This window comes from Polyangiaceae bacterium (assembly GCA_015075635.1).
Taxonomy (GTDB): Bacteria; Myxococcota_A; Polyangia; order Polyangiales; family Polyangiaceae; genus JADJKB01.
In genome coordinates this window covers 2,872,926-2,889,081 of sequence record JABTUA010000001.1, presented here as the reverse complement: position 1 = coordinate 2,889,081, position 16,156 = coordinate 2,872,926, and the positions used below count along the sequence as shown (strand labels likewise).

Sequence of the window (16,156 nt, the reverse complement as noted above, 5' to 3'; positions counted from 1 at the left end):
TGCGTATTCTCATCTGAACACAAGGAGTTGTGTTGAAAACTTGATGTTTCCCGTGAAACGTGCGGCGGCTAGCTCCGCGACTTTGCTCGGCCTTGCTCTGACGCTAGGCACCGCCGGAGCTTGTGGGTATCAGCCCGTACACGGGGGCCAAGCCCCGGCGGACCGCCTCTCTGTGGTGGCGGCGCCAGCGCTGGTCCCCGACGCCGAGGCACAGCAGGCGGCCCTAGCCGGGGCGCGTTCGGAGCTGGGCCGCGAAGGCGTGCTCGGATCGCCGACGGGCTACCCGCGACTGGTCGTGGAGCTGGTGCGGGTGGACGCCGAGGCCGTGGGGATCGCCGAGCTGGACGGCAGGCCCATCGGGCGCGGAGCGAAGGTCTCCGTCGTCGCCCGAGGCTGGGTGGAGGATGCGGCCGGGGCGCCGCCGTCCCGCGTCACCGGGGACGTGCGGCGCGCGTTGACCAGTCCGGAGGGGGACGGGGCCATCTCGGCGGCCGCGCTGCGCCGGGACGCCGCCAGGAGGGCGGGGGAGGCCGCTGGACGAGCAGTCGCGAGGCACGTGCTCGGCATCCCCACCGCCCGGGAGTAGGCACGAGGATTCAGGACTCAGAGCCAGGAGCACAGGGGCACAGGCCGTGAGGCTTCAGGCAGCAGGCAGGAGGGCTCAGGAGGCGTGCTGGGCCTGGAGCCTTGGGCCTGACCGCCCGAGGCCTGAGCTCCTCGCCGCCTGTGCCCCTGGCTCTGAAACCTGAAACCTGGCCTGAAGCTGGCCGGGGAGGGCTCAGGAGGCATGCTGGGCCTGGCGCCTTGGGCCTGATCGCCTGAGGCCTGAGCTCCTCGCCGCCTGTGCCCCTGGCTCTGAACCCTGAAACCTGTACGGTCAGGGGCGCATGGCCTTCTTGAAGCGCTTTGCGTCGGCGAACATGTCCACGTTGGTGAACACGTAGGTGGCTTCCTGGTCCGGATCCGCGCCGGCGATCTCGGCGAGCTTCTCGATGGCGGGATCCTCGTAGCGGGACTTGTGGCCCGCCGGACCGGGCAACCGATAGTATGCCACTGAACGCTTGGATAGGCCCTGGCTCAGGGGATCGCGGGCCGCGAGGGTGCGGGTCTCTTCGGCCAGCGAGTCGGCGTCGTCGGGGTTCCAGGCGGGCCCGGCTTCGAACACGATGCGGGCGAACTGCTCGCGGACCGAGAGCAGGAAGTCCTTCAGCGCGGAGCGATTGCTGCGCGAGGCGGTGAAGTCGGCGGGCGCCACGAAGACCGCCGTGGAGGCGTCCAGCTCGGCCGCCACCTCGCTCAGCTGCTTGAGGGCGGTCTCGATGACCTTGCCCTCCCGAAAGCCTTCCTGGCCCACCTGACGCGGGCCGAGCAGGGCGAACTCGAAGCCCTCGGGCGCTTCGCGACGCCAGCGGCGCAGGGTACCCGGGCCGGGGACGGCCAGGTGCGTCTCCTGCACTTCCACGAACAGGTACTCCTTGAAGTACCGGGTCGCCGGAACCGCGAATCCCGCGCAGCCGACCGTTAGCATGGGCGCCGAACGGTATCACAAGCGCTAGGCCCGTCTACGCTCGCCCTCGCGAAAGACAAAAATGCGAGCGCCCGAGGCGGTGGATCCGCCCCGGGCGCCAGCGCGAGGTCTGGCTGGAAGACTACTCCTGGAAGCAGTCCGTCAGGCAGTTCGTGTCGAGGCAGGCGATCAGGTCGCTGGTCGCGCCCGAGACCGTGCCGCAAGCCGGGGTCGTGCACTGGCCGGCGCACGCGGCCTTGGCGTCAGACGGATCGGTGCCCTTCTTGAGCTCCGCCGTGTAGCAGGCCTGGAAGCAGAAGATCTCGCCATCGCCGTCCGTCGGGCTGCCCCACATGCAGGGGTTGCCCGGGTTGGTCGCGGCGCAGGCTGCGTATTCCGTGCAGCACTTGGCCTCGATGCAGACCTCGCACTTGTCGGTGGAGGTCGCCGTGCAGCTGCCGGGGGTTCCGGCCGGTCCGCCGTCGGACGGCTCGCACTCCCAGGTGCTGGTGCCGCCGGTGCCGCCGGTCGCGCCCGTGCCGCCGGTCGCACCGGTGCCGCCGGTCGCGCCGGTGCCGCCCGTCGCGCCGGTGCCGCCGGTCGCCCCGCTGCCGCCGGAGCCCGACGTGCCGCCCGTGTTTTCGTCGTCGCCCGAGCCGATCACACAGCCCGCCATGCCGCACGACATCACCAATCCGACCGCCGCCAGAGTACGCCAAGCATTCTTCATCATCGAAAATCTCCCTTTTTGCCCCAGTACTACCAAGCCGCTCGAGCTAGTTTTCAGCGCGGGTGCCGGAAGGGCAAGCCCGAGCTTCGCACAGTCCACCAAGGGCCGTCATCTGGCAGCCGCCAAACGCCGTGCCTTTCCAGCAACCTCAGCATACGCAAGCAAATCCGCAAAATTCCCTGGCCTTACCAGCTCTCACCGTGCCCTACATGCCAGGGGGGGCACGCCGGTTCGACGGAGCGGAGCGCGGGGATATTCGCCTGCGCACGAACGCCATGCCGACGGCTGCCGCGCTGACCAGCCACCACAACGCGTCCCCCAGGGTGCCGTAGAGGGTGGTCGGGCGGAGCCAAGCGACCTCGGCGGCGATGGCCTCCTTGCGGAAGGTGCCGGTGTTGCGGACCACGCGCCCCACGGGGTCCACGAACGCGCTGACGCCGCTGTTGGTGGAGCGCACCAGGAAGCGCCGGTGCTCGATGGCGCGGAGCTTGGCCAAGGCGAGGTGAATCCACGGCTCGGTGGTGTCGCCGAACCAGGCGTCGTTGGTGATGTTCACCAACAGGTCGGTCGGGCCGGTCCTGACGATGGAGCGCACGAACGGTGCGCTGATGTCCTCGTAACAGATGAACGTGGCGATGCCCCGCTCTCCCAGGTTCAGCGGCGCCAGCGTCTTGCCCGGCGTGAATCGCCCGGAGTTGCGGGAGATTTCGTAGAGCTTCGGGAACTGCTCGCCGAACGGCAGGTACTCGCCGAAGGCCAGCAGGAACTGCTTGTCGTAGCGCCCCGTGACCTGGCCCTGGCCGTCGCTGAGCAGCGCAGAGTTGAAGAGCACGTAGCCGCGCGCGTCCTCGACTCGACGCACCAGCACCGCACCGAAGATGGCCGGCGCGCCCAGCGAGGCGGTGAACTGGTTGCGGTAGAGCGACGGCGCGATCTCCTCGTCCTGCGGTGCCATCACGCTGGTCTCGCTCCAGACCACAAGATCGAGAGGACCGTTCGCCTGCAGCTCGCGGGTGAGCTCCAGGTGGCGGCGCAGGCCCTCGTTCCGGTCGCGGCGCTTGCCCATCAAGCTCATGTTGGCTTGCACGATGCCGACCCGGGCCTTGGGCGCGGCGGCGGTCGTCGCGTCCACCATCGGGATGCGAATCAGGCCGTAAATCGCGGCGAGGGCCGGCATGGCGGCAAGTGCGCCCACGACGCGCCAGCGCGGCGTGCGGGCCGTGAGCCGCGCGATCGCGAGCTCGGCGAACGCGAGGTTCGCGGCCACCAGCACCAAGCCGACGGCGATGGGCCCGCCCAGCTCGGCGAGCTGCAAGAGCGCGGGCACCTGGTGGACCGTGGCGGCGTACGCCCACGGGAAGAGCAGCGGGAACAAGAGCTCGCTGGCGACGAAGGCGCCGGCGAAGGCGACGCTGGCGGGCCAGTTCCGCTCGCTCGCGCGCGCGGCGAGCCACCCGCACATCGCGATGCGTCCCGCCTGGTACGCGCACAGGATCGACATGAACACCAGGCACAACGCGATGGGAAAGCCGCTGAAGGTCTTCAACATCTCGAGCAGCCAGTAGAAGCCGCACATCGTCATGGTGAAGCCCGCGGTCCAGCCGAGGGCCGCGCCGGTGCGCGCGCTCTGGCCACGCAGCGCGACGATCAGCGGCACCAGCGCGACGAATCCGAGCGGCCACAGGTCGATGCCGGGGAAGGCCAGGAAATAGAGCAAGCCCGAGAGCAGGGCGAGGCCGTGCGCGACGCGCTTCTTCAGCGGGAAGATGGCGGTTTTCGGCGGGTCTTCGGCGGCGCTCGGCGGAGCCTGGCGCTCGGCGTCGCCGTCCGGCGCGTCGTCGCCGCCCTCGTCGTTCGGAGCTGCCTCGTCGGTCATTCGGTGCGCTTGATGATGTGGAACCCGAACTCGGTCTCGACCACTTCGGAGATCTGGCCGACGTTCAACGCGAACGCGGCGTCTGCGAAGGCCTTGGTCATGGTGAAGCGATCGAAGGCGCCGAGGTCACCGCCGCGGGTCTTCGCGCTGGGATCGTCGGAGTGCTCGGTGGCGACGTCCTCGAACTTCGTTCCGCCGCGCAATCGGATGTGCAGTTGATCGGCGAGCTTCTTGGCTTCGTCTTTGGTGCGCTTCGCGCTCGAGCGCCGCGCGCCGTCGTAGGCGACCAGCACGTGCGAGGCGCGCACCTTGACCAGCGCGTCCTTGTTCTCGGCGGGGCGCTCGCCCGGGGCCGGCGCCGGCGCGGGAGCAGGAGCGGGAGCGGCCGCCGCCGCGGTGTCCGTCCGGGCGGCGCCGGACGACGAAGAAGGCGCGGTCAGATCGGCGCAGCCCGGGAGCAGGAACAACCCAAAGGCGAGGGAGAGGCGAGTCATCGGCCCGTTGCTAGAGCCAAGCCCGGTGCTTTTCAAGCGGGAGCTTCCTTCTCACGGCTTGCCGAGGGGTCCAACGGCGGCAAAGATGAGCGGCGCCGTGCCCAAGGTCTTGCACATCGAGGACGATCCGGCCAACCGCCTCCTGGTCCGGAAACTGCTGTCCGCCGCGGGCTTCGACGTGATCGACGCCGAGGACGGCCTGGACGGGATCCGCAAGGCCGGCGCCGAGCGTCCCGATCTGGTGCTGGTCGACATCGCCATGCCTGGGCTCGACGGCTACGAGGTCACGCTCCGGCTGCGCTCCCAGCCGGAGCTCTACGGGGTGCCCATCGTCGCCATCACCGCGGAGGGCAGTCGCGAGACCAGCCTGGCGGTCGGCTGCGACGGCTTCCTGCAGAAGCCCATCGACGCGCGATCCTTCGCCGCGACGCTGCGCGGCTACCTGGACGGGCGGCGCGAGCAGGTCTCCCCGGACCAGACCGGCAAGCAGCTCCGGCTTCAGAGCCAGAAGATCGCCGCGCATCTGGAGCAGAAAATCGCCGAGCTCGAGGGCGCCAACGCCCAGCTGCGCGAGCTCGATCTGGCGCGCAAGGAGTTCTACCGGAACATCTCCCACGAGCTCGCGACGCCGATGACGCCCATCGTCGGCTACGTGAAGCTCTTGGGCGACGAGGAGCTCGGTCCGCTGGTCCCCGCGCAGCACAAGGCGCTGCGTTCGATGAGCGAGTGCGTCGAGCGTCTGCGCGGGTTGATCGACAACCTGCTCGACGTGACCGCGCTCGAGACCGGAAAGCTCAAGCTCGCGCCACGGCCGCTGGACTTCAGCGAGGTGGTCCGGCGCGCGATCGCGCGCAAACGCCCGCTGTTCGAGCGGGCCACGCTGAGCTTGGCCACCGAGCTGCCGGGCCCCGGGCTCGACGGTCACGGAGACGCGGAGCGGCTGGGGCAGGCCATCGACCACCTGCTCGACAACGCGGCCAAGTTCACGCCGGCCGGCGGCAGCGTCGGCGTGCGCGCGCGCCGGCTGGCCTCCGGGCACTTCGAGGTGGTGGTCGCAGACACCGGGCCCGGCGTGCCGGCGCACACGCTGGAGCGAGTGTTCGAGCCTTTCTACCAGGTGGACGGCTCGCCGACCCGGGCCCACGGCGGCACCGGTGTCGGCTTGGCCATCGTCAAGGGCATCGTGCGCGGTCACGCCGGCGACGTGCGCGTGGTGTCACCGGCGGACGAGCGCATCGACGGCGTTCGCTTGGGCGGCGCGGCGTTCTACCTGGTCGTTCCCGATCGCGCGCAGAGCTCGCGCGCATGAACGTCTACCTGGATTGGAACGCCACCACGCCGCCGCACCCCGCGGTGCTCGAGGCGATGCGTGCCGCAGCGGACAGCGCCTGGGGCAATCCGTCGAGCATCCACACAGCCGGACGCCGCGCTCGCGCGATCATCGAAGAGCTTCGTGAAGCGATCGCGCGACTGCTCGAGTCCGATCCACGCGACGTCGTGCTCACCTCCGGTGGCACCGAGGCCAACAACCTGGCGCTCGGCGGCGCCACCGCGTTGGTGGTGAGTCGGCTCGAGCACCCCTCGGTCACGCGGATGGCGGAGCACCTGGAAGCGGGCGGCGTGCCGGTGGTCTGGCTGCCGGTGCCCCGCGCCGGCCGCATCGATCCCCAGAGCGTGCGCGCGGCGCTCGCGGGCCTCGGGCCGGGCGCCACGGTGGCGGTGATGGCGGTGAACCACGAGACCGGGGTGGTCCAGCCCCTCGGGCCGATCTTCGAGGCGGTGCGGGCGGCCGGCGCGCGGCTGCACGTAGACGCGGTCCAGGCCGTCGGCAAGCTCGAGCCGGAGACCTACCGGCGCGCCGACAGCATCGCACTCACCGCCCACAAGCTCAGGGGGCCCAAGGGCATCGGGGCGCTGGTGTTCCGGGGCTCCCCGGCGCTGATCCGCCCGCTCGCCCACGGCGGCAGCCAAGAGCGAGGGCTCCGGCCCGGGACCCAGGACGCGGTCCTCGCCGCCGGGTTCCTCCGGGCCCTCGCCTGGGCCGGCGACGGGCCCGCCCGGCACGCGGCGCTCCAGGCCGAGCGCGAGCGGCTCGAACGGGCGCTGACCGGCCTGGCCGAGCCCAACGTGGACGAGCCCAGGGTGCCCCACGTGGCGAGCTTGTTCGTTCCGGCGGCGCGCGCGGACGAGCTGGTCGCCGCGTTCGACCTGGAAGGCTTGCAGGTGTCGGCGGGCAGCGCGTGCTCCGCCGGCTCGAGCGAGCCGTCGCCCGTGCTCACGGCGATGCTGGGCGAAGCGCGCGCGCGCGGCTCGTTTCGCGTGAGCATCGGCGAGGACACCACGACCGAGGAGATCGATTTCGCAATTTCCGTGATGACTCGCGTGCTTTCGGCACGCAAGCGAAGCAGCTGAGACTCTGGATGAGGTGCAGCGCGATTTTCTCACCCGGAGTCTGATCGACTCGCACGCAAGTGATCGAAATCGATCGACTTTCGCGCCCCCAACCGAGCGGGGGCCAGCGATCCATTGAATGGAACGGAGCGGCCCCGGACGCGTGACGGGTGTTCAGCGCGTCGAAGCCACGCGAGAGCCTGCCTGCGAAGTCAGCGACTGCGCTGGCGAATCGCCTCGTACAGAGCGATCCCCGACGCCACCGAGGCGTTCAACGAGTCGAGGTGGGTCATGGGCAAGAGCTGCGCGAGCGCGCTGCACGCGCGGCGCACCGCGCGGGCCATGCCTTCACCTTCGCTGCCGATGACCAGGACCGTCGGCCCCGTCAGATCGAGCGCGCCGAGCTGGCGATCGGCGCGCGCCTCCAACCCGACGACCTGGACGCCGGCGTCGCGCGCGCCGGTCAGGGCGCCCACCAGCGACTTCACCCGGCACAGGCGCGCGTGCTCGATGGCGCCGGCTGACGCTCGGAAGGTCGCCGTGCTGAGCGGCGCCGAGGAGTGCTCACCCCAGATGACCGCCGCCCCGGCGATGCCGACGGCGCTGCGGATCACCGCGCCGAAGTTCTGCGGGTCCTGGATCCCGTCCAGGGCCACGCCGAGCAACCCCGGGTCCGCCAACAGCTCTTCGGCGCTGACGAGCCCGAGGGGCGGCGCAAAAGCCAGGACGCCCTGGTGCTGGGCGCCCTCGCTCTGGCGGTCGAGCTCCCGGCGCGAGACGCGCTCCACGCGCCCGACGCCGCGGTCCACGGCGAAGCGCGCCAGCGCGTCCAGCCGGGGCAGGGCGCGGTCGTCGATCAACACCCGGCTCAGACGCTCGCCATGGACGCGGATCGCCTCGCGGACCGGCTGGAGCCCCGCGACCAGCCGCGACCGCCCGCGCTCAGGCTCCACCCTCGGCCTCGGCGATTTCGCGACCGATGGCCCGGGCCGTCGCCAGCGGATCGGCGGCGTCGCGGATCGGGCGGCCGACCACCAGCAGGCTCGCGCCGGAGCGGATGGCCGAGGCGGGGGTCCCGGTGCGCTTCTGGTCGTCGCTCGCACCCGCGCTCGGGCGAATGCCCGGCGTGACCAGCACCGCGCTCGGGCCCATCAGCTGCCGCAGGCTGGCGACCTCCTTCACCGAGCAGACCAGGCCGCCGATGCCGGTGTCGCGGGCCAGGGTCGCGAGCCTCTTCGCGTGCTCGCCGCTCGCTTCGCCCACACCGAGCTCGGCGAGGTCGGCGTCGTCCAGCGAGGTCAGCACCGTGACCGCCAGCAGGCACAGGCCGCTGCCTTCGGCGCGCCGCGCCGCCTGCTCCAGCATGCGCCGGCCTCCGCACGCGTGCAGCGTCAGGTAGCGCACGCCGTGGGCGACCGCGGAGGCCACCGCGCGCTCGACCGTCTCGGGAATGTCGTGCAGCTTCAGGTCGAGGAACACGTCGCAGCCCAGCTCGGTCCCGAGCGCCAGCGCGCTCGGTCCTTCGCGAACGAACAGCTCGAGCCCGACCTTGAGCACGCCGACCGCGTCGTGCACCGCGGACGCTCCGGCGCGCGCCTCGGCCAAGCTGGGGTAGTCGAGGGCGAACGCGAGCCTGCGCCGCGGATCGGGGGCGGTCACGCGCGGGGGCTCACAAGCAGGAGCACAATGGATCGCCGGGCGGGCAGTTGCAGGGCTTGGCGGCGCCGGCGGGCTTGTCGCCGCCGGTACGACCACCGAGCTTGCCGCGGGCCTCGTCCGACTCCTTCTTCGCCTTCGCGAGCTGCGCCTCGATCTTCGCGCGCTCGGCTTCGTCCTTGGCGCTGTCCATCTGGCGCTTCAGCTCGGCGACCTTCTTCTCCTTCTCGTCGGACTCGCGCTTCAGGCGATCGAGCTCCTCTTGAGCGGATCGGGCCTGGGCTTCGAGGGCGGCTTTCTCCTTGGCGCGCTCGTCGGAGGACTTCTTCCAAGCGATGCCGCCGCCGACGGCGGCGAGAAGGAACACGCCCGAGACGACGCCCACGATGATCTGCAAGCGCTTCTTGTGCTTGTCTTGGCTGAGCGCGGCGAGCTGCTGCTCGTGCGCTTGCTGCGAGCCCATGGCTTCCATGCGCGCGCGGTGCTCGGCCTCGGCGCGGGCCTTCTCCAGCTCGCCCTGGTGAATGGCCGCGAGCCGCGCCTCTTCCTCGCGGCGGCGCTGCTCCTCGGTGCGGCGAGCTTCCTCCTCGGACCGCATGCGGGCTTCTTCCGCCTCGCGCGCGGCTCGCTCGGCGGCTGCGCGGGCTTCCGCTTCGGCGCGAGCGCGGGCGTCCTTGTCGGCCTCCTCCGCCTTGATGCGGTCCTCCTCGAGGCTCATGAGCTCCTTGAGGGAGAAGAGAACCGAGCTTTCCTTCTGTTCGGCCATCGGTGGACTTTCCTGTAGCAGCGAGCGAGCGCGTTTGCGAGTGGCGAATACGCCCGTCTTGGGCCCTCGGGGGCGGGCGTCAACGGACGGTTTGGGCTCGGGGATCTTAATCCATGTGACCCGACTCACCCAAGCGACGGGCTTTCGCTCTCCGACACCGTGACCCCCCGGCGCTTGGGTCGGCCGGAGAACCCTAGAAATCCCGGGGCCCTTCGCCGGTCCTCTGCTAGGCTGCCCGCCCGTGGCGGTCGAAGTGCGCGCGCAGATCACCGGGACGGTCTGGAAGGTCCTGGTTCAGGTCGGGCAGCGCGTCGTCGAAGAAGAGACCGTGGTCATCCTGGAGTCCATGAAGATGGAGATCCCGGTCGAGGCAAGCGCGGCCGGAAGCGTCCTGGCGGTCCACGTGAGCGAGGGCGACAGCATCGAAGACGGCACGCTGATCGTCACCCTGGAATGACATCGGCCCGACCCGAGGTATGATAGCCGGCAGGATGAGACGGCGAGTGGCCTGGCGGGCCCTGGGCGCAGCGGTGTTTCTCGGGGCTTTCTGGCTGCCCGCGTCGTGCGGCGGACCGCAGGAGCAGGCCGGGCTCGGCGGCGAGTGCTATCGAGCCGACGACTGCCAGACCGGGCTCGTCTGCATCAACGGCGTCTGCTCGAACGATCTGACCGGCATCGTCAGCACGGTGGACGGTCCCGCCGGCGACGCCCCTCCGGCGGAGGCCGGGCCCGACGGCTCGGGTGGCGCGGCGGGGGCGGGCGGAGCGCCCACCGGCGGCGGCGGAGCGCCGACCGGCGGCGGCGGAGCGCCCAGCGGCGGCGGGACGACCGGTGGCGGCGGCAGCCCGAGCGGCGGCGGGACGACCGGTGGCGGCGGCAGCCCGAGCGGCGGCGCGGCCGGCGCCAGCGGCGACGGGGGTTAGGCGGGGCCCTAGTTGGGTGGCGACGGAGCGGGCGCGTTTGCTGCCGCCAGCCGAACGCGAAGTTAGGGACTGCCCCTAGCTCACTCCCGCCAGAAGAACTTCCACGGGTTGTGCTTCAGATCGCGGAGCATCTCCTGCAGGTCGTCGTAGAGCGCCTCATCCATGACGAGGGCGCCCACGGTGCCCTTGCCGCGCTTGATGTGGGCCACCATCGCCTGGGCGTCCGCAGCGGCGAGCTTGGCGCGACCCGTGGTGTCGCTGACGTCCTGCGTGATCTTCTGGTACTTCTTGAGCTGCGGATCGCTGGCCAAGGTGCCGGTCAGCTTCTTGGTATCGGCGAGCACTCCGCGCCCGTCCGACAGTAGAGGGCCGACCTCCTTGTCCAGGGTGCTGGTCGTGCGCTCGACGTTGCCGATGATGCGCTGGATCTGCGGGTTGTCGATGTACCGGTCGCGCGCGGCGCGCACGGTCTCGTTGCTCTCCACGGTCAGCGTCTCCACGTTCGAGACGATGTTGTCGAGCTTCTTCTGGTTCCCCGCCATGAAGTCCCCGGTGCCCTTCAGGGTGGCGTGCAGGCCGTCGAAGGTCTCGCCGATCTTCTTCTCGTTCTTGGTGATGCCCTCGTACGCGCGGTGCAAGAGCTCGTAGCTCTCGCTGAGCAGGAGATCGAGCCGGGGCGGACTGATGCCCGAGACCACCGCGTTCTCGGCCAAGACCGGCCGGTCCTGCGAGCCGGGCTCCACGGCGAGGAACTGTTCGCCGAGCACGCCTTGGGTCGTGACGTACCAGCGCGAGTTCTCGTGGATGGCCTTCTGGTAGCGCTTCTCGACGTGCGCCACGATGCGCACCGGCGGCACCGGCTGGTTGGTCTTGGGATCGATCTCGCCGCCGCGGAACTGCATCTCCTTGACCTTGCCGACCTTGACCCCGGCGATGCGGATGGGCGCTCCGCTCTGCAACCCTCCGGGGTTGTCGAAGTCGACGTAGACCGTGTAGGTCGGCTCGAACGACAGGCCCCCCATCACGACCACGAAGGACCCGAGCAGGCCCAGGGCCAGCAGGATCAACACGCCGACTTTCACCTCGATCGATCGCTGGCTCATGTGTCAGGCCTCCATGGGTCCTTCGGCGCGTCCGTTGATGAACTGCTGGATGATGCCATCCGGCGAGCGCCTGAAATCTTCGGGCTTGCCGAGGAGCTTCACCTCACCTTTGTACAGCATCACGATGCGGTCGGCGATCGTGAAGATGCTGGCCAGGTCGTGCGAGACCACGATGCTGGTCACGCCGAGGGTGTCGCTGAGCTCGCGGATCAACTTGTCAACGCGCCGCGCGCTGACCGGGTCCAGGCTGGTGGTGGGCTCGTCGAACAGTACGTAGCGCGGCTCGAGCGAGAGCGCGCGGGCGATGGCGACCCGCTTGCGCATGCCGTCCCCGAGCTCCGCCGGGTAGCGGTCGCCGAACTCCGCCATGTGCACCTGGGTGAGCAGCCGCTGGGCCTCGATCCGAGCCTCCTTGGGCTTGAGACCTTTGTGCTTGCGCAGCGGCAACGCGACGTTCTCCGCGCAGGTCATCGAGTCGAACAGGGTGGAGTGCTGGAACACCATCGCGCACTTCATCCGTACGCCGTACATCTTCTGCTCGTCGAAGCGGCTGACCTCCTCGCCGTCGAGCCAGATCTCGCCGCCGTCCGGGTAGAGCAGGCCGATCAGGTGCTTGATCAGCACGCTCTTGCCCACGCCGGAGGCGCCGATGATGAAGAACACCTCGCCGTCCTCGACGTCGAAGCTCACGCCGCGGAGCACGTCCTTCGGACCGAACGACTTCCTGACGTTCCGGAACGAGATCATCGCGCGCGCTCAACCGAAGATCAGGTAGCCGGCGCCGCTGATGAAGAAGTTCATGATGATCACCGTCAACGACGAGTTGACCACCGCGCGGGTCGTCGCCCAGCCCACGCCCTCGGAGCCGCCGAAGGTGGAGAGGCCGCAGTAGCCGCTCACGACCGGGATGGCCGCGCCGTAGGCGACGCACTTGCTCAGGCCGATGGTCAGGTCGCCGGCGTCGACCATGCTCAGGTTGACGAAGGTGCGCGGATTGATCTCGAAGAAGACGTAGCCGGTCAGCATGCCGGTGGTGAAGGCCACGCCGGCGGCGATGATCACCAGCACGGTGGTCATGACGATGCTGGCCTTGAAGCGCGGAACGATCAGGTAGTCGACGGGATCGGCGGCGCACATGCGCAGCGCGTCCACCTGCTCGGTCACCACCATCGAGCCGATTTCGGCCGCGATGCCCGCGCCCACGCGGGTGGCCAGCATCAGCGCCGAGATGCTCGCGGCCAGATCGCGCACCAAGAGCTCGAGGAAGGTGGCGCCGAGCAGCGACAGGTCGGGCACCACCCGCTTGGCCTGCAGCCCAGCCTGGAACACCAGGATCATGCCGATGAAACCCATCACCACGGACAAGAACACCAGGCTCTGGTTGCCGATCTCGTACATCTGCCGCGCGACCGCGCCGGGCTGCCGCACGCCGCGCGCGGAGTAGTACAGCGTCTTGACGAGCACCGAGTAGAGCTGCTTGCCAGCGCCGAGCAGATCGAGCACCGAGCCGCCGACCCACGCGAGCCCGGTGCGCTCGTGGACGACCGCGTCTTCGTCGATGTGGCCGACGGCGCTCTCGGGGGCGTGCTCGACCGCGTCTGCCATGCTCACCCGATCGCGAAGGAGACGATGTAGTCGAGCACGAAGATGCCGGCGGCGCTCACGACCACGGTGGAGTTGACCGCGCGGCCGACGCCGGGGGCGCCGCCGCTCGTGGCCATGCCGAACTGGCAGCTGGCCAGGGCGATGACCATGCCGAAGACCACGCTCTTGATCAGCCCGTGGAACACGTCGCCGAGGCCGAGCAGGCCGCTGGTCAGGCCGTTGAAGAACACCTGGGGCTCCACGCCCAGGATGCCCAAGCCAGCGTACGCGGCGCCGAGCAACGCGAGGGCGTCGGCGAAAACCGTCGCCAGGAACAGCGTGGTCACGACGCCGATGAAGCGCGGAACGATCAGGAAGCTGATGGGATCGATGGCCAAGGCGCGCAGGGCGTCGATCTGCTCGGTGACGACCATGGTGCCGAGCTCCGCCGTGTTGTTGGCGCCCACGCGCCCGGAGATCATCAGCGCGGTCAAGAGCGGGCCGATCTCGCGCAGCGTGCCGAAGCCGGCGCCCCAGCCGAGCAGGCCGTGGGCACCATAGCGCTGCACCAGCGGCGCTGCCTGGATCACCATGATGCCGCCGGTGAAGAGCGCGGTGACCACGACGATGGGCACGGACTTGACGCCCATCTTGTACATGTTCTTCAAGAGCTCGCTGCGGTCGAACGAGAGGCGCGCCAGGCGCCAGACGATGCGCCCGAACATCACGCCCATGCCGCCCACGACCTGGCTCGTCTCCAGGAAGGAGGCGCCGAGAGAGGCGAAGGGTTGCAGGGCGCGGGCGGTCACGGGGCTGGCCATCATAGCGGCCCTTCGGCGATTCCGTGCACGAACTGGTGCACGTACGGATCGTCGCTCTCCTGCGCTTCGCGGGTGGTGCCGTCGAAGATGAGCTTTCCTCGGTACATCATCCCCACCCGGTCGGTCACGGTGAGCAGGCGGTCGAGGTCGCTCGACACCATGATCACCGTGGCGCCGGCCGCGCGCTGCTCGGCGCGGAGCAGGTCGAAGATTTTCTGGCTGGTGACCGGATCGAGCCCCGCGGCCGGTTCGTCATAGAGCACGATGGGGGCCTTCGCCACCGTGGCGCGGGCGACCCCGACGCGTTTCTTCTGGCCGCCGGAGAGCCCGGAGGGCAGGCGGTCCTCGAAGCCGGGCAGCGAGACCACGCCGAGCCGCTCGGCGACGCGTTGCCGCACTTCGTCCTCCGGCAAGGCGAACAGCCGCCGCAGCGGGAAGGCGATGTTGTCCGCCACGGTCATGAAGTCGAACAGCGCGTTGTTCTGGAACAGCATGCCGATCTGCTTGCGGAACTCCTGCAGCTCGAGGTCGCTCATGCCGAAGATGTCCCGGCCGGCGATGGCCACGCGACCGGCGTCGGGGCGGATGAGCCCGACGATGATCTTCAAGAGCACGCTCTTGCCGCTGGCGCCAGGGCCGATCAGGCCGTACAAGCAGCCCTCCGGGACGCGCAAGTTCACCCCGCGCAGCACCGGGCGGTCGAAGGACTTGGCGATGCCCTCGATCTCGATCACCGGGGACTGTTCGCGGCGGCGCGCTCGGCATCCAGCGTCGCGTGCGCGCGGCGCAGCTTGGCCCAGAGCGCGAGCAACACGCCGATGAGGAGCAGGTTGATGAGGGCGGCCGCGGCCACGCCGAGACGAAGCGGGGTCAGAGACGCTCGGGTGACGGTGACCGGTCCCAGGCGGCTGAGCTCGCGCTCCGCCGGGCGCTGCGCGGCGGGCGCGGGGGTCAGGACCACGCTGACCTTGTCGGCGGCGAGCCCGCTGACGGCGCCTGCGACCAGGTGCTGCACGTCCTTCGCCGCCACCGGCGCCGCGCTGCCACGATGCCGGATCAGCACCGATGCGGTGGCGGTCTCCTTGTTCTCGCCTTCGAAGGGAGTCTTGGCCGGCACCGCGAGGTGGACGCGGGCCGAGAGCACGCCGTCGATGGCGCGGAGCGAGCGCTCGAGATCGCCGGCGGTGCCCGCGACCAGCTTGGCGTGCTCGGCGCTTCGGCTGGGCACGAGCCCGCCCTCTCCGAGCGCCTCGAGCACGCCCTTGGTGGCTGGTGGCGGCAGGCTCTCCTGCTTCAGCACCTGAGCGGCCCCGGAGGCGTCGTCCCGGGCGACCAGCACGCGAAAGCGGCCTTCGGTGGCCGGGTCAGCCTCCTTGTCGGCGGCGATGCCGTTCTCCTCGAGGGCGACCACGACGCGGTTGGCGTCGGCTTCGTCCGCGCCGTTGACGATGGGCACGGCGCAGCCGGCCACCGCGAAGAGCAGCAGACCGAGCGCCCACTTCATCCCGTCCTGCCTGGTCACGGCGGCCTTTTTACCTCAGGCCCCGGCAGGGGGCGACTGCGAAGGAGTCCGGTTTTCACGCTTCGAGGAGGGGAGTCCGGTTCACCCCACTCCTATGCTGAGCGACAAAGCTCGACTCTTGCCCCTCTCCCTCGCGAAAGGAGGGGGCGCCGTGCCCCCTATCTAGCCGCGCCGCGCGCCAAGCCCCGTCTGGGTCGCCGCGCGCCAAGCCCAGTCCAGGTCGCCGCGCACCAAGCCGTTTCAGGTCACCCGCACCAAGCCGTTTCAGGTCACCCGCACCAAGCCGTTTCAGGTCACCCGCACCAAGCCGTTTCAGGTCACCCGCACCAAGCCGTTTCAGGTCACCCGCACCAAGCCGTTTCAGGTCACCCGCACCAAGCCGTTTCAGGTCACCCGCACCAAGCCGTTTCAGGTCACCCGCACCAAGCCGTTTCAGGTCACCCGCACCAAGCCGTTTCAGGTCACCCGCACCAAGCCGTTTCAGGTCACCCGCACCAAGCCGTTTCAGGTCACCCGCACCAAGCCGTTTCAGGTCACCCGCACCAAGCCGTTTCAGGTCACCCGCTCGGCCGTAGGCCGAGCCCGCCACCACGCCTCGGGTCTTGGCAAGATCAGATCACGATCTGCCACGGAGAGGAGAGTGAGAAGACCGGCCGGGGCCGGCGCCTGCCGTTTCGACCAGTGGGAAGTGGCGCGGGGCGCCTGGGTCTCCCGCGGAGCGAGAATCAACCCCGAGTGAGAAGACCGGCCGGGGCCGGCGCCCGCCGTTTCGACCAGTGGGAA

The 16,156-nt window shown here is 69.9% G+C and carries 18 protein-coding genes and 1 pseudogene; 6 read left to right on the top strand and 13 right to left on the bottom strand.

The features are described from left to right. Window positions 1-175 precede the first annotated feature (175 nt). Entirely contained in the window at window positions 176-586 is a 411-nt protein-coding gene (locus HS104_13065; GenBank protein ID MBE7480897.1) for a hypothetical protein, read from the top strand. 291 nt (window positions 587-877) lie between these two features. Here HS104_13065 and HS104_13060 read toward each other — a convergent pair whose 3' ends face one another. The 4 genes from HS104_13060 to HS104_13045 all read right to left on the bottom strand — a co-directional run bounded on the left by HS104_13060 (window position 878) and on the right by HS104_13045 (window position 4,430). Further along, complete coding sequence (locus tag HS104_13060) at window positions 878-1,528, bottom strand: DUF72 domain-containing protein (protein MBE7480896.1); 651 nt, start codon at window positions 1,526-1,528, stop codon at window positions 878-880. Window positions 1,529-1,649: 121 nt separating this feature from the next. After that, window positions 1,650-2,237, bottom strand: coding sequence for a hypothetical protein (locus tag HS104_13055; protein MBE7480895.1), 588 nt, complete (start codon window positions 2,235-2,237; stop codon window positions 1,650-1,652). Between the two features lie 205 nt (window positions 2,238-2,442). Further along, on the bottom strand, window positions 2,443-4,113 hold the full coding sequence (lnt, locus tag HS104_13050; GenBank protein MBE7480894.1) for an apolipoprotein N-acyltransferase: 1,671 nt from the start codon (window positions 4,111-4,113) through the stop codon (window positions 2,443-2,445). After that, window positions 4,110-4,430: a peptidyl-prolyl cis-trans isomerase gene (locus HS104_13045; protein MBE7480893.1), complete on the bottom strand. Its 321-nt coding sequence runs from the start codon at window positions 4,428-4,430 to the stop codon at window positions 4,110-4,112. The genes lnt and HS104_13045 overlap by 4 nt, the downstream gene beginning before the upstream one ends. A gap of 274 nt (window positions 4,431-4,704) precedes the next feature. Here HS104_13045 and HS104_13040 point away from each other — a divergent pair, with 274 nt between their 5' ends. After that, a complete protein-coding gene (locus tag HS104_13040; GenBank protein ID MBE7480892.1) occupies window positions 4,705-5,916 on the top strand; it encodes a response regulator in 1,212 nt (403 codons plus the stop codon). Then, on the top strand, window positions 5,913-7,019 hold the full coding sequence (locus tag HS104_13035) for a cysteine desulfurase (GenBank protein ID MBE7480891.1): 1,107 nt from the start codon (window positions 5,913-5,915) through the stop codon (window positions 7,017-7,019). The genes HS104_13040 and HS104_13035 overlap by 4 nt, the downstream gene beginning before the upstream one ends. Window positions 7,020-7,210: 191 nt before the next feature. On the opposite strand, the gene HS104_13030 is transcribed toward HS104_13035, so the two are convergent. From HS104_13030 to HS104_13020, 3 genes are read right to left on the bottom strand one after another with little or no spacing between them, the layout of a single operon-like run. After that, complete coding sequence (locus HS104_13030) at window positions 7,211-7,951, bottom strand: RNA methyltransferase (GenBank protein ID MBE7480890.1); 741 nt, start codon at window positions 7,949-7,951, stop codon at window positions 7,211-7,213. Next, a complete protein-coding gene (gene pyrF / locus HS104_13025; protein ID MBE7480889.1) occupies window positions 7,941-8,657 on the bottom strand; it encodes an orotidine-5'-phosphate decarboxylase in 717 nt (238 codons plus the stop codon). The genes HS104_13030 and pyrF overlap by 11 nt, the downstream gene beginning before the upstream one ends. 10 nt (window positions 8,658-8,667) lie before the next feature. Beyond that, complete coding sequence (locus HS104_13020) at window positions 8,668-9,420, bottom strand: hypothetical protein (protein MBE7480888.1); 753 nt, start codon at window positions 9,418-9,420, stop codon at window positions 8,668-8,670. A gap of 241 nt (window positions 9,421-9,661) precedes the next feature. Between HS104_13020 and HS104_13015 the strand changes: the two genes are divergently transcribed. Both HS104_13015 and HS104_13010 read left to right on the top strand, forming a co-directional pair. Continuing rightward, on the top strand, window positions 9,662-9,877 hold the full coding sequence (locus tag HS104_13015) for a biotin/lipoyl-binding carrier protein (GenBank protein ID MBE7480887.1): 216 nt from the start codon (window positions 9,662-9,664) through the stop codon (window positions 9,875-9,877). A 34-nt stretch (window positions 9,878-9,911) separates the two neighbouring features. After that, window positions 9,912-10,343, top strand: a complete 432-nt coding sequence (locus HS104_13010; protein MBE7480886.1) for a hypothetical protein — start codon at window positions 9,912-9,914, stop codon at window positions 10,341-10,343. Window positions 10,344-10,423: 80 nt separating this feature from the next. On the opposite strand, the gene HS104_13005 is transcribed toward HS104_13010, so the two are convergent. The 6 genes from HS104_13005 to HS104_12980 are packed head-to-tail and all read right to left on the bottom strand — an operon-like array spanning window position 10,424 to window position 15,373. After that, window positions 10,424-11,446 (bottom strand): MCE family protein, encoded by a 1,023-nt coding sequence (locus HS104_13005; protein ID MBE7480885.1) that lies wholly within the window; start codon window positions 11,444-11,446, stop codon window positions 10,424-10,426. A 3-nt stretch (window positions 11,447-11,449) separates the two neighbouring features. Further along, window positions 11,450-12,193 (bottom strand): ATP-binding cassette domain-containing protein, encoded by a 744-nt coding sequence (locus tag HS104_13000; protein ID MBE7480884.1) that lies wholly within the window; start codon window positions 12,191-12,193, stop codon window positions 11,450-11,452. A 9-nt stretch (window positions 12,194-12,202) separates the two neighbouring features. After that, window positions 12,203-13,051 (bottom strand): ABC transporter permease, encoded by an 849-nt coding sequence (locus HS104_12995; protein ID MBE7480883.1) that lies wholly within the window; start codon window positions 13,049-13,051, stop codon window positions 12,203-12,205. 2 nt (window positions 13,052-13,053) lie between these two features. After that, a complete protein-coding gene (locus HS104_12990; protein ID MBE7480882.1) occupies window positions 13,054-13,851 on the bottom strand; it encodes an ABC transporter permease in 798 nt (265 codons plus the stop codon). Beyond that, window positions 13,851-14,585, bottom strand: a complete 735-nt coding sequence (locus HS104_12985; protein MBE7480881.1) for an ATP-binding cassette domain-containing protein — start codon at window positions 14,583-14,585, stop codon at window positions 13,851-13,853. Before HS104_12985 ends, HS104_12990 begins: the two co-directional genes overlap by 1 nt. Continuing rightward, complete coding sequence (locus tag HS104_12980) at window positions 14,582-15,373, bottom strand: hypothetical protein (GenBank protein MBE7480880.1); 792 nt, start codon at window positions 15,371-15,373, stop codon at window positions 14,582-14,584. The genes HS104_12985 and HS104_12980 overlap by 4 nt, the downstream gene beginning before the upstream one ends. Before the next feature lie 203 nt (window positions 15,374-15,576). Here HS104_12980 and HS104_12975 point away from each other — a divergent pair. Then, window positions 15,577-15,948, top strand: a pseudogene (locus HS104_12975) (peptidase). The last annotated feature ends 208 nt before the right edge of the window (window positions 15,949-16,156 follow it).